The 13,298-nt window shown below is 66.6% G+C and carries 11 protein-coding genes; 4 read left to right on the forward strand and 7 right to left on the reverse strand.

What is annotated here, in order from left to right; genetic code table 11:
- The first annotated feature begins 51 nt into the window (after positions 1 to 51).
- Positions 52 to 936: a diaminopimelate epimerase gene (gene dapF / locus AC1DE3_RS03385; protein ID WP_476778923.1), complete on the forward strand. Its 885-nt coding sequence runs from the start codon at positions 52 to 54 to the stop codon at positions 934 to 936.
- Positions 937 to 984: 48 nt separating this feature from the next.
- Entirely contained in the window at positions 985 to 2,307 is a 1,323-nt protein-coding gene (gene mtaB, locus AC1DE3_RS03390) for a tRNA (N(6)-L-threonylcarbamoyladenosine(37)-C(2))-methylthiotransferase MtaB (protein ID WP_476852075.1), read from the forward strand.
- A 262-nt stretch (positions 2,308 to 2,569) separates the two neighbouring features.
- Here mtaB and AC1DE3_RS03395 read toward each other — a convergent pair whose 3' ends face one another.
- A complete protein-coding gene (locus AC1DE3_RS03395; RefSeq protein ID WP_476778921.1) occupies positions 2,570 to 3,679 on the reverse strand; it encodes a sulfite oxidase in 1,110 nt (369 codons plus the stop codon).
- A 103-nt stretch (positions 3,680 to 3,782) separates the two neighbouring features.
- Positions 3,783 to 5,498, reverse strand: a complete 1,716-nt coding sequence (locus tag AC1DE3_RS03400) for an AMP-binding protein (protein ID WP_476778920.1) — start codon at positions 5,496 to 5,498, stop codon at positions 3,783 to 3,785.
- Between the two features lie 404 nt (positions 5,499 to 5,902).
- Here AC1DE3_RS03400 and AC1DE3_RS03405 point away from each other — a divergent pair, with 404 nt between their 5' ends.
- Positions 5,903 to 6,439, forward strand: a complete 537-nt coding sequence (locus tag AC1DE3_RS03405; protein WP_476778919.1) for a hypothetical protein — start codon at positions 5,903 to 5,905, stop codon at positions 6,437 to 6,439.
- On the opposite strand, the gene AC1DE3_RS03410 is transcribed toward AC1DE3_RS03405, so the two are convergent.
- The 4 genes from AC1DE3_RS03410 to AC1DE3_RS03425 form a co-directional block, all read right to left on the reverse strand.
- Positions 6,421 to 7,137, reverse strand: coding sequence for a phosphoribosyltransferase (locus tag AC1DE3_RS03410; protein ID WP_476778918.1), 717 nt, complete (start codon positions 7,135 to 7,137; stop codon positions 6,421 to 6,423). The genes AC1DE3_RS03405 and AC1DE3_RS03410 overlap by 19 nt on opposite strands.
- A 189-nt stretch (positions 7,138 to 7,326) precedes the next feature.
- Positions 7,327 to 9,411, reverse strand: a complete 2,085-nt coding sequence (locus AC1DE3_RS03415) for an elongation factor G (protein ID WP_476778917.1) — start codon at positions 9,409 to 9,411, stop codon at positions 7,327 to 7,329.
- Between the two features lie 316 nt (positions 9,412 to 9,727).
- The gene (locus tag AC1DE3_RS03420; RefSeq protein ID WP_476852076.1) at positions 9,728 to 10,741 is read right to left on the reverse strand and encodes a DUF1254 domain-containing protein; all 1,014 of its coding nucleotides are present in this window, start codon (positions 10,739 to 10,741) and stop codon (positions 9,728 to 9,730) included.
- 112 nt (positions 10,742 to 10,853) lie between these two features.
- On the reverse strand, positions 10,854 to 11,606 hold the full coding sequence (locus AC1DE3_RS03425) for a bestrophin-like domain (protein ID WP_476778915.1): 753 nt from the start codon (positions 11,604 to 11,606) through the stop codon (positions 10,854 to 10,856).
- Positions 11,607 to 11,848: 242 nt separating this feature from the next.
- Here AC1DE3_RS03425 and AC1DE3_RS03430 point away from each other — a divergent pair, with 242 nt between their 5' ends.
- Complete coding sequence (locus tag AC1DE3_RS03430) at positions 11,849 to 12,379, forward strand: dihydrofolate reductase family protein (RefSeq protein WP_476778914.1); 531 nt, start codon at positions 11,849 to 11,851, stop codon at positions 12,377 to 12,379.
- Between the two features lie 129 nt (positions 12,380 to 12,508).
- Here the strand turns inward: AC1DE3_RS03430 and AC1DE3_RS03435 are convergent, their stop codons facing one another.
- Complete coding sequence (locus AC1DE3_RS03435; protein WP_476778913.1) at positions 12,509 to 13,297, reverse strand: SDR family NAD(P)-dependent oxidoreductase; 789 nt, start codon at positions 13,295 to 13,297, stop codon at positions 12,509 to 12,511.
- Position 13,298 lies beyond the last annotated feature (1 nt).

The following is a 13,298-nucleotide window of genomic DNA, read 5'->3' on the forward strand; positions in this document are numbered from 1 at the left end:
TTTTCACGTCGCCTCGGCCATAGACCCACTATTCATGGGACGTGTGACCAAATGAACGCTCTGGCCAATCGCCGGTTCCTGAAGATGAACGGGCTCGGCAACCAGATCACGGTGCTCGACCTGCGCGGCACGAAGCATATCGTCAGCGAGGCCGAGGCCCGCGCCATCGCCGCCGAACCCCGCGCCCGTTTCGACCAGCTCATGGTCCTGCACGATGCCGTGGCGCCCGGCACCGATGCCTTCGTGCGCATCTATAACACCGATGGTTCCGAGGCCGGCGCCTGCGGCAACGGCACGCGCTGCGTCGCCTGGGCGATGGTCGCCGATCCGCAGATGGGCGATGGCGGCAAGACCCGCCTCGCCCTCCAGACCAAGGCCGGGCTGCTGCCGACAGTGCGCGAGGGCGAAGCCCTGTTCACCGTCGATATGGGTGCGCCACGCCTCGCCTGGGATGAAATCCCGCTGGCCGAACCCTTCGAGGATACCAGCCGCTTCGAGCTGCAGATCGGGCCGATCGACAATCCGATCCTGCACACGCCCTGCGCTGTCAACATGGGCAACCCCCATGCGGTCTTCTTCGTCGAGGACCCCTACGCCTACAATCTCGAACAGATCGGCCCGTTGCTCGAAAACCACCCGATCTTCCCCGACCGGGCCAATATCGAGCTCGCTGCGGTGAAGGCGCCCGATCATATCGTGCTTCGCGTATGGGAGCGCGGCGCCGGCATCACCCAAGCCTGCGGCTCCGGCGCCTGCGCGGCGCTGGTCGCGGGCGTGCGCCGCGAGCTGACCGCCCGCAAGGCCACGGTCAGCCTGCCCGGCGGCGACCTCGCCATCGAATGGCGCGAGAGCGACGGACATGTGCTGATGACCGGCCCGGTCGAGTTCGAATGGGAAGGCACGCTCGGCCCGGCGTTATTCACGAGCGCGGCCTGATGGCCCGGAGCATTTTCAAGCGAAGTGCTGCCGGTTCGCGTGAAGAAAATGCGACCAAACAGTAACCCGGAGCATTTTCGCGGTTCGGAGAAACGCGGAAATGCTCTGGAGGTCGTCACCTTCGGCTGCCGCCTCAACATCGTCGAAAGCGAGGCGCTGAGGCTCCAGGCAGAGGCCGCCGGGCTGAAGGACGCCGCCATCGTCAACTCCTGCGCCGTCACCGCCGAGGCGACGCGCCAGGCGCGGCAAGCGGTGCGCCGCCTCAAGCGCGAGCAGCCGGACCGCCCGGTCATCGTCACCGGCTGCGCCGCGCAGATCGAGCCTGCCCGCTTCGCGGCGATGCCGGAAGCGGACCGGGTTCTCGGCAACGACGAAAAGCTACGTCCCGAAAGTTGGGCCGCGCTCGCGCGGTCGAACAGTCTCGGCAGCGCGGACGTAACGGCCGCGGACAAGCTCGCGGTCGGCGACATCATGGCCCGCACGACGTTGCGCGCGCCGGTCACCGGCCGTTTCACCGGCCATACACGCGGCTTCGTCCAGGTGCAGAACGGTTGCGACCATCGCTGCACCTTCTGCGTCATCCCCTTCGGCCGCGGCAATTCGCGCTCGCTCTCGATCGGCGATGTGCTGGAGCAATGCCGCAAGCTGGTCGAGGCCGGCGCCCGCGAGATCGTGCTGACCGGCGTCGACCTGACCAGCTATGGGCGCGATCTGTCGGAGCAGCCGTCACTCGGCGCTCTCGCGGAGGCAATTCTTCGGGCGCTGCCCGAGTTGCCACGCCTGCGCCTGTCCTCGATCGATGCGGTCGAAGTCGACGACACGTTGCGCGACCTGCTCGCGACAGAGGCGCGGCTGATGCCGCATCTGCATCTGTCGCTGCAGGCCGGCGACGACCTCATCCTGAAGCGCATGAAGCGCCGCCACAACCGAGCCGACGCCATCCGCTTTTGCGCCGAGATCCGGGCCTCGCGCCCCAACATCGTCTTCGGCGCCGATCTCATCGCCGGCTTCCCGACAGAGGACGAGGCGATGTTCACGCGCTCGCTCGAACTGGTCGAGGAATGCGGGCTGAGCTTCGTGCATGTCTTCCCCTATTCCGCCCGCCCCGACACGCCGGCCGCGCGCATGCCGCAACTGCCCGGCGAAGTCGTCGCGGAGCGTGCGGCGCGGCTGCGGGCAGCGGCGGGCGCCGCGCATGAACGGCATCTCGCCGCGCGCGTCGGCCGGCTGCTCAGCGTCCTGACTGAGCGCGGCAACACCGGCCGGGCCGAAGACTTCACGCTGGTGCGTTTCGACCGCGATATCGCCGCCGGCCAGATCGTCAGGACGACCGGCCATGCGGCCGATGGCAAGGCCCTTCTCGCCGCCTGACCTCGGCGCGTCAGTTTCGGGCGAGCCGAAGCGCAGACTCGAGTATCTCGGCTCTCAAGAAGCGCAGGAGCCTCATCTTGCAGGAGATGCTCGGGTCAAGCCCGAGCACGACGAGCTTGCACGGGCCAGGATGCGCGCGATCAGGGAAGAATAGCCGCCCCGGTCGCCGATGGGAGGAGGAGGAGAGACCGGGGCGGCGGAGCCTTGCCGGTGCGGCGGGCCCGAACATTAGACGCGGCGAGGGCCGCAAAGGTTCAAAGCTTCAGGCGACGACCGAGCCACGCAGGCGCTGCACCTGATTGTTGCAATAGCCACGCGGGTTCCAGGCAACCTCCAGCGGCTGGCTGTTGCCGGCGACATCCCGCGCCCGCGCCATGATGACCAGCGGTCCGACCCGATCGGCGGATATCTCAGCCTCGAAGCGCCGCCAGGCGAAATGCCCCTCGCCCGGCAGCAACGGCACGTCCTGCCAATTCTGGCCGTCATCGCAGCAGAGTTCGACCGACGCGAGCGGGATGGCGCCGCTCCAGGCGAAGCCGCCGACCGTCAGCCGCTCGCCCTCTTTCATCATGAAGCCGTCGACCGGCGTGGTGATCAGCGATTTCACCGGCATGTCGGTGATAACAGCGAAATTGGCCGCATCGAGCGTCTCGCCCGGCCTCATCGGCCGGAGCGGCATCCGATAGTCGGTGCCGCGCATCCTCTCGCCGTCATGCTCGACCGGGCGCAGGCTGATCCCGTCGAGCCATTTCTGCCAGGCAGAACCGGGATAGCCGGGCGCGACGATCCGCAGAGGGCCGCCATGGAGGCGAGGCAGCGGCTCGTCATTCATCCCGAACGCGATCAGGGTTTCCGGCGCCAGCGCCTTGGCCATCGGCAGGCCGCGCGAAAGGGCCGCCTTCTCCGGCTTGCCGATCTGCCGGTCGGGCGCATGATGCCCGGTATAGACGGCGCTCGGCTTCGGGCCGGCATGTTCGAGCACATCCGCCAGCCGCACTCCGGTCCAGCGCGCGCAGCCGACGGCGCCGAGCCGCCATTGCAGCCCGTCCGTGGCCGGCGAGAACTGCGAACGCCCATTGCCGGCGCATTCCAGGACAGCGGTGACGGTGACAGTCTCGAAACGCTGCCGCAGGCCCGCAATGGTCCAGACCGTCGGGCGCTCGACCTCGCCGTCGATCGTCAGCGTCCAGTCATGTTCGTCACCAATCTCCGGCAGGTCGCCATTGTTGCGGATGAAGAAGGCATCGATCGGCGTGATCGTCTGGTCGAGCAGCCCGATGGCCGGCTCGGCGTTCAGCGCCTCCTCTTCGTAGACATGGAGCCCAGGCTTCAGCCGGCGCAGCAGCGGAAATTCGACGAGACGGCGAGGCAAATGACGATCTACTCCGTGACGGTCCGCGGCGGCGATTCCCGCCCGCGAACCCGCACAGAAGACACGTTGCTGCCCGGGCTGTCGACCGCGCGGCTGCGTTCCGTCAGCTCCTGGCGACGACCTCCTCGCGCAGCGCGCGGCGTAACACCTTGCCAACATTCGTTTTTGGCAGGGTTTCCCGAAAGAAGATCTGCTTGGGCACCTTGTAGCCGGTCAGGTTCTCCTTGCAGTAGGCGCGCAATTCCTCAGCGGTCAGTGTCGGGTCCTTGCGGACGACAAAGGCGGTCACCGCCTCGCCTGAATGCTCGTCCGGCAGGCCGATCACGGCCGACTCCAGCACGCCGGGATGCGCGGCCAGAACGTCCTCGACCTCGTTCGGATAGACGTTGAAGCCTGAGACCAGCACCATGTCCTTCATGCGGTCGACGATCTTGACCTGCCCGTCCGGCAGCATCACGCCGATATCGCCGCTGCGAAAGAAGCCATCCGCCGTCATCGCCCTTGCCGTCTCGTCCGGGCGGTTCCAGTAACCCGCCATCACCTGCGGCCCGCGGATGCAGATCTCGCCGGATTCGCCCAGCGGCATGTCGTGGCCCTCGGCATCGCGGATAGCGATCTCGGTCGAGGGGATCGGATAGCCGATGGTGCCGGTGAACTCCTGGATGTCCGGCCGGTTGATCGTCGCGACCGGCGAGGTTTCGGACAGCCCGTAGCCCTCGATGATCGGGCGCCCGGTCACGGCCTTCCACTGCTTGGCGACCGCGGCCTGCGTCGCCATGCCGCCGGCGACGGCGAAGCGCAGTTCGGAGAAATCGACGTTCTTGATATCGGGGTGGTTCGCGAGCGCGTTGTAAAGCGTGTTGACGCCGGAAATCAGCGTGAAGCGGCTTGATTTCAGCGTTCTGACGAAGCCCGGAATGTCGCGCGGGTTGGCGATCAGCAGGCTCTTGGCGCCGATCCGCAGCAGGAACATGCAGCAGCAGGTCAGCGCGAAGATGTGGTAGAGCGGGAGCGCGGTGACCATGACGTGCTGGTAGTCGCTGCGGCCCTGCGGCGATTCCAGCACCCATTCGAGCCACAGCCCCGCCTGCTGGACGTTCGCCGCGACATTGCGATGGGTCAGCGTCGCGCCCTTGGCGACGCCGGTGGTCCCCCCCGTATACTGCAGGAAGGCGACATCCTCGGGCGTCACCGTGACCGGCGTCATCCCTCCGCCGCCGTGCAGTATTCGTTGCAGCGGCACCGAGCCGGGCAGGTTGAACGGCTTGACGACCTTCTTGATCCGGCGCGCGACGAAATTGACGATCCTGCCCTTGAAACCCATCAGGTCGCCGGCCGTCGCGGTCACGATGGCATCGAGCTTCAAGTTCGGCTTCGCCTCCTCGACGACATGCGCGAAATTCTCGATCACCACGAGCACGCGCGCGCCGGCATCGTTGACCTGGTGGGTCAGCTCGCGCGCCGTGTAGAGCGGATTGATGTTCACGACGGCGAAACCGCCGAGGAGCGTGCCGAAGATCGCGGCTGGATAGGAGAGGATGTTCGGCATCATCAGCGCGACACGATCGCCCTTCTTCAGCCCCTTCGCCTGCAGCCACCCGGCGAAGGCCTCCGCCGCACGCAAGGTTTCCGCGAAGGTGATCGTCTTGCCGAAGCTCTCGAAGGCCTGCCTGTCGGCAAAGCGCGCGCAGGACGAGCGGATCAGATCGACCAGCGTCCCGATCTTGGCTTCGTCCAGCTCCGCCGGCACCGCGGGCGGATACTGCGCAAGCCAGGGGCGCGCCTCGTGCCTGGCCTGCGCGGCGTCGATCGCCTTCATCATTCCCTCCCGTGTCGCGCGGTTACCCGTCATCGCAGGGTTCCGCGCCTTGTCGACATCGTTGGACAGTTATCGTCTTAGAGTGCGGAACGGCGAACCAAGGCGCAAGCGCCGGTTGCTCCGTTCAGCATAACGTTCACATATAAACTGTCCGAACACCGTGAAGGCAAGCGAAACCGCAAGCGCGGCCGGATGCGGGGCTCGCAGGGACGGCGAAACCGGGTTCTTACCGCGACGACTTGACGCTCCCGCCAGCCGGAGAAGTCCTGGCGAGGACCGCGGCCCTTCGTCGCAATCAATCGGATGCCTCTCGGAAACATCCCTTCCGAAGGCCGGCGAGCAGGGAACAAGGTCGATTCCAGCCGGTTCGTGCCGAGGGGCTTCCCGTCGAGGGAGGATGCTTCATGTCACGGACAGTCACACGTTCCTACGAGCACCATGCAGATGCCGAGACGGCGGTAACCCGGCTCGAAGTGGCCGGGCTCTCTTCGGAGGATATCAGCATCATCGGCTATCAAACGGCGACCTTCGCGGACGACGCGGCCGTAGGCGCCGAAGTCGGCGGCGCGGTTGGCGGCGGTGCCGGCCTGTTGGCGCGGCTGGCTGCGATGCCGGTTCCCGGAGTGGGCCCGGTCCTGGCGGCCGGCTGGATTTTCGGCACGCTCGCTGTCGGGACGAATTCCGGCGCCACGGCCCGCACTCTGATCGGTGCCATGGCCGGCGCCGGTTTCGGCGATGACGAGGCCCATTATCTGGCAGAGACCATCCGCCGGGGCGGAGCAGTCGTCGTGGTCCGCACCAGCGACAGCCACGCTCCGGCCGTCGAGAAGATCATGCAAGGGGCCGGCCCGATCGATGCCGAGCTGCGCCGCGCCGAATACCGTCGAGAAGGCTGGACCCGCTTCGACGAGCAGACCGGCCCCTATGCGCGGTCGGCGTGACCGGAACCGTCCGGGGCCGCGCCGCCATCGCCCTGATCGCCCGGCCCGGGCCGCAACCTGCTGGCCTCGTCCAGCAGGCCGCGAACCTCGTCGTCGCCGGTTTGCGAGAAGTCCGAGTACCAGCTGCCGACCCCCAGGAAGTAATGCGGCATCGTCGCGCACACCACCTCGTCGGCGACGGCGTTCATCGCCTGGCAGATCTCCCGGCTGCCGACCGGCACCGCGACCACGATGCGGGCGGGATGCCTGTCTCGCAGCGCCATCACCGCGGCCCGCATCGTCGCGCCCGTAGCCAGACCGTCATCGACGATGATGACGGTCTGCCGCTCCAGAGAGAGCGGCGTGCGGCCGCCCCTGTAGAGACGCTCGCGGCGAAGCAGCTCCTGCTCCTCTTTCGCGGTCACCCTGTCGAGGACGTCCTGAGCGATGCCGAGCGCGGCGATGACCTCCCGGTTCAGGACGCGTGCCCCTGTCGTGGCGATTGCGCCCATGGCCATTTCTTCATCTCCGGGAACGCCGAGCTTGCGCACGACGAGAACGTCGAGCGGGGCCTTCAAGGCCCGCGCGACCTCGAAGCCGACGGGTACGCCGCCCCGCGGCAACGCCAGGACGACAACATCGCCCCTCTCGCGATACCGGCGAAGCCTGCTCGCCAGCTTTCGGCCGGCGGCACGGCGATCGGAGAAGACGGTGGCCACGTGTCCGGCCTCTTCATGTGCTTGCAAGCATCGCCTTTCGGGATTGTGTTCCGCGCGCGTTTCTCAGACGCAAGCAACCGCCGCAGGCGCTGGTCGCGCGAGGCCGTGCGGACGAGCCTTCCAGAGCATCCCTCCCGGTCACCCCGCGGGGATGAACCCACAAGGAGCCCATCCACAGGATCGGCCCCGTCAGCGGCCCTGGGCGGAGGCCAGGGCTTGCGCGGAGACGACCGCCTCCGCAGACTTCCCGGCCAGCTCCGCGAGATGGTCGAAGCGTGCATTGAACGAGCCGACGCCCGAGGTTGCCGAGCGCAACTCAACGATCAGGCCGGGCATCTCGGCCTCCGGCACCAGCGCCTTGATCTGGTCCCAACCGCGCCAGCCAGGCCGTGTATCATAGCCCAGGATCTGGCCGCGCCGCGACGAGATCAACGCCGATGCGCGCGACATCGCTTCCGACGGAATCACGACATCGACCGACAGGACCGGCTCGAGCAGAACGGGTTTCGCCTGTGGCATCGCCTCGCTCATCGCCAGCCGCGCAGCCTGCCTGAATGCCATGTCCGACGAATCCACCGTGTGGTAGGAGCCGTCCGTCAGCGTGACCTCGATATCGACGATCGGGAAGCCGAGCGGCCCCTTCTCGCAGAAGTCGCGCATGCCGGCCTCGACCGAACCGATATACTGGCGCGGCACGACCCCGCCGGTGATCTTGTCGACGAAGCGAATGCCGTCCCCGCGCGGCAACGGCGCGACATCGATCACCACATCGCCATATTGGCCATGGCCCCCGCTCTGCTTGCGATGCCGGCCGCGCGCTCCGGCGTGGCCGCGGATGCTCTCGCGATAGCCGACCTGGGGCGCACGGCCCGCGACGGTCACGCCGTAGCGGCCGGCAAGCTTCTCGAGCGCGACGCGCAGATGCATTTCTCCTTGGCCCGTCAGGCGTGTCTCGCTCAGCTCGGGGATCTGCATGACCGAAAGCGCAGTGTCCTCCTCCGTCAGCCGCTGCAGCGCCGCCGCCAGCCGGACATCGTCCTTGCGGTCCTTCACGGAGATCGCGACGGCGTGCACAGCCTCCGGCGGCGCGATCGCGCTGACGACGCTCGCCCGCTGCTTGCCGAGCATGAAGGCTTCACCCGTGCCGATGCCTTCCAGCTTGGCGAAGGCCGCGACCTCGCCCTCCTCGGCCGCCGGCTTGCGGCTCTGCTCCGCGCCCTTCAGCGCCAGCACGCCGGCGATGCGAGCCTCGACCCCACCCGACGAGGTTACGACGTCGCCTTCCGCCAGCCGGCCGCGCATCACCCGCGCCAGCGAGAGCTTGCCGCCCTGGCTCGAATGCCAGGTCTTCATCACCTGAGCGAGCGGCGGTCCTTCTGCCAGGATTCCGGCGCGCCCGCGTGTCTCGGCGAGCCCCGGCGCCTCATGCCTGAGTGCCTTGAGCAGCCGCGTCACGCCATTGCCGCGCTCGGCCGCGCCGATCAGCACCGGCACGACATGGCGATGCTGCAATTCGCGGGCGAGATCATCGAAGATGCGGTCGCGCGGCGGCTCCATGTCGCCGAGCAATTCCTCCATCAGCTCGTCGTCATAGTCGGCGAGGCGCTCGAGCATGGAGAAGCGCGCCTCCTTCTCCCGGCCGTTCTCATCCACCGCCAGCGGCACGATCTCGCTCGGCGCGTGCTCGCGGTAGATGAAAGCCCGCTCCAGCGCGAGATCGATAAAGCCGACGGCGATGCCGTTCTTCCAGATCGGGATCTGGCGCAGCAGCAGCGGCGTCCGCGAAGCGCGCTGCAGAATGCCGAGCGTCTCGCGGACCCGGCGCGAGGCCGAGTCGATCTTGTTGAGGAAGAGAAAGCGCGGGATGTCGGCCTCCTCGAGTTCGCGCAGCACGAGTTCCAGTGCCGGCGCCTTGCGGTCGTCCGCCTCGCAGACGACGACGGCGGCATCGACCGCCGGCAACACGTGGCGCATCTCGTGCAGGAACTCGACCGAGCCGGGACAGTCGACAAAATGAAAGGTGTCGCCGAGGAATTCGACGGTCGCGACACTGGGTTCCGTGCTCATCTGATGCGCACGCGCCTCGGGCGCCGCATCACCTACCGTATTGCCGTTCTTGACCGAGCCCGTGCGCGAAAGTGCGCCACAGCGCATCAGGATGCTTTCCAGCAAGGTCGTCTTGCCGCTCTGGAAGGGGCCGACGATCGCGATGCATCGCGGCCCCGCCCGCCTGGTGCCGCCGGCGGTGTCTCCTCTGCCGTTTTGTGCTGCCATGACGTCCTCCTTCGGGTTGGACCGCGAGGACGAAAGGTCGAGCCCATCATCGGCGCGGATGGCGGCGCGGCGGGAAGCCCGGAGGCGCCGGTCGGGCGGCGGTCGCACCGGCCCGAGCAGGTCGGGCGGCCGTCGAAGAGGCATGTCGGGGAAGGTTCGCGCCGTTCTGGAGCAGGTGCAAGGGATTTGTCCGCTGCACTGCAGCGGCACGCATCAGCGCTCCTTTTCCTGGCCCTGACAGCAAGGCGCGCTCGGTCCCATACGGTGTGGCTTGCGCTGACCGTTGCACCTTTTGCTCAGCAAACGCTTTTAAGCGCTAGTTGACGGGTTGCGGCTCGGGAAACGTCCACTTGCCGGACAGGATTTCTGCTCGCGGCCGATAGAGCCGCACCGTGTAATTCCATCCCTTCATGATCGGCAGGCAGTTCGGAATCTTGCCGTCGCAACCACCGAACTGGATCAGGGAGGTGCCGTCGCCGCTCTTGTTTGCGGTGATGCTGTTCAGCGAATAGGCATCGTAGGGGTTCTTCTCGAAATATCCCTGCGCGTTGTAGACGCTGACCGACCAGAACGCGTTCACCGGCACGTTTCTGACGTTGAGCTTGTAGACGGTGCTGCCGTCATTCTTCGCCGGCGTCACACTCAGATATTTCGCATCCTTTTCGGGGTTGCCTCCCCATCCTCCGGCCGTGCCCAGGAGGTGACGCACCGGATCGACCTCCGCCTTGGAGCCGAATGCTCCGTCGAAACTGCTTATTGTCGACCCCAGGACCAGCAGGGCGTCGCGCACCTTTTTCTGGCTCCCGGTATCCCAGCGCGGCAACTCCAGCTTGCCGCTGTTCTTTTGACTGACCTTGATCGCGTCCTGCAGCGCGTGAACCTTGCGAACATCTTCGGGATCGTTCGGATTCACGAAGGTGCGGACACCCAGCAGAACATAGCGGGTCCCGACCTTGTCGCGGGTGAAACGGTGGGTGCCCGCGCCATAGACCGTCGCGGCATAGTGATCCTGGCTGACGGACATCAGCGACATGAAACGCTGCCCCGCATCCGGCAATGTCACCGTCACGGGCCCGGCATCGAGGTCGAACACGGCCGACGAGTAGAGGGTGTCGCGGTTCAGCCGGATGACGGTCTGCTCATCGACCGAGGCGGGCTCGCGTCGATGAAGGAGCCTGCCGAGCCCACCGCTCTGCTGGGCGAGATTGGCGATGTAGGTGTCGGACTCGGCGCGGATGAAGTTGTCGACGGTAACAGGAACGGCGCTCTGCGCCGATGCCGCCGAAAGGCCGCCGAGCAGAGAAAAGACGATCATCGACGCACGCATCATGGCCTTCCTCCCGGGTTTCTGCGAGCCTGCGTCCTCATCTGAGCAGCGTCAATCGCTGACAGCCGGAACGGCGCGAAGCGGGATTCGGGAGACAGAGCCGCCGATACGAATGTCAGGGCCTGCCAAGCCGCTCCAAGACCAACCTCAGAGGCGCATCGGACACACGGATGTAGCCGAGATACGGATGGTCCATATCGATGATGAGGACCAGCGCCCCCGCGACGGATATCGCCGACACGAGAAGGAAGACGGTCACAGTCGCATTTCCCGGCGTAAGCAATCCGAAGGAAACGAAGAGGAGCGCCAGCCAGAACACGATGAAGACGATGAAAACGCTCGGAAACCCTCCAGCCTCGGTTTCCGGCCGCGACCATCGCGTCTCCGCGACCTGCCCCGTCAGCTGGAGTGCCCGCGACTGAAGCCAGCGCTGCCCATCCGTATTCGGGACCAAGTCCCGCAGGCGATCCTGAATCGGCTCGACGTCCAGCCCGTCATTGAGCGAGTCGCCGTTCAATATGCTGCTGTCGATCTCGAGCCTGCGCTGCTCCACCAGCTTGCGGAGCAACTGGCGCATCTCGGCGGTTTCCGGTCCGTAATGATCCAGGACCCGGTCCAGTACCAGGATGCGCGCCGCGGTCGCCCTCAGCTCGGCCCCCGCATCGTCGAAAGAGCGCTTGGCCGAAGCGATCAGCAAACCGAGCGCCAGCGCCGAGAGCGTTCCGATGATCGCCGTGGCCAGCTTGATGGCATCTCTCGAGTCAGGGGTGAGATGGTGCTCGGGAAGCCGGTTCTTCACGAACATGCCGAGCAGGGTCGCGCCGAAGATGACGAAGAACGCGAGAATGCCAATCGTGAACGGTTCCATCGCGGACCAGCCTCTCACATCAGCGTGGCAACGATTCCAGTGTCCCCGGGAACGGCCTGGACCCGATCATTTGGAGGACGCGGCGGGCTCCTGACAATCCCCTCGATTCAGCCTGGATCGTGAGCCCAAGCTCTCCGAATTATCGGCCTCACGCGCGAGGCGGCGCGCAGATCGCGGCCAACTTCACTTCCGCCCCACGGGAGTTCACGCTAAGCCCGAGAAGCTGGGATGGAGTTGGCAGAATGGCGAAACTCGTCTTCGGAATGAACCAGTCGCTGGACGGCTATGTCGACCACCTGAAAATGGAGACAGGTCCAGCGCTCTTCCGTCACTGGACAGAGCACGTACGCGACCTGGCCGGCAGTGTGTACGGTCGCCGCATGTACGAGATCATGCGCTATTGGGATGAAGACGATCCCGAGTGGGACGCGGCGCGGCGCGACTTCGCGGCGGCGTGGCGAAGCCAACCGAAATGGGTCGTGTCACGCTCGTTGAAGTCCGTCGGCCCAAACGCGACACTTGTCGAGCATGGCCTCGAGGCAGTGGTCCGCGGGCTGAAAGCTCGACTCGTTGGGGAGATTGCAGTCGCCGGACCGGATCTGGCCCGGAGCCTGACCGACCTTGGTCTCGTCGATGAGTATCGACTCTACTTCCACCCGGTCGTGCTGGGTCAGGGCACGCCATTCTTCGCAGGCCCCCGGCCACCGCTCCGCCTTGTAGCCAGCGATCAGGTGGGCGAGGACACGATCAGGTTGACATACGTCCCCGCCTGATCGCGCAAAGCGGACTGCGCCGACGGGTCAGGTCCGCCGGGGCGAAAGGCCGCGGGGTCCTCGCCTTCGCGGCGCCGCATGCAAGCTCTCGAACCACTCCGAAATGCCGACCAGATCAGCCCCGCGCCCCTAGAGGTTCCGCCTCTCCCCGCGCAGCGTCGCCAGCCCGATGCCGGCGGCGTCGAAGCCGCCATCGACCGCCAGAACCTGGCCGGTGATGTAGCTCGCGCGCTCCGAGCACAGGAAGAAGATCGACTCGGCCAGTTCCTCCTCCAGCCCGTAACGGCCGAGCGGAATCGTATCGCGATAATCGGCGCGGATCTCGGGGCTGTGCACTGCCTTGGCCATCGCCGTCTCCACCGGCCCCGGCGCGACCGCGTTGACGCGGATCCCCAGGCCCGCGAGCTCCGCCGCCTGCTGCTTGGTCAGATGCGCCAGCGCCGCCTTCGAGGTGCCGTAGGCCACGCGCAGCGTCGAGGCGCGCAGGCCCGAGATCGAGGTGATGTTGACGATGGCGCCGCCGCCATGATCGGCCATCAGCGGCGCGGCGAGCTGCGTCGCCAGGAACGGGCCGGTGAGGTTGACCGCGAGCACCCGCTGCCACTCCTCATAGGTCGTCTCCAGCAGCGGCTTGAACACCGCCGTGCCGGCATTGTTGACGAGCGCGTCGAGCCGCCCGAAGCGCTTGGCGAGCCCGGCGAAGGCCGATTCGAGCTGTGCCGGGTCGGCGACGTCGCAGGTCAGCACCAGCGTCCGCTCCGGCTGCGCGATCTCGGCTGCCGCCCGCTCGAGCCCTGCCCCGTCGATATCGAGCAGACCGACCTGCCAGCCCTCAGCGAGAAATCGCTTGGCAGTGGCAAGCCCGATGCCGCGCGCGGCACCCGTCACAAGGGCGATCTTGATGGCTTGGTCGGTCATG

This window comes from Allobosea sp. 10L417 (genome assembly GCF_056395485.1).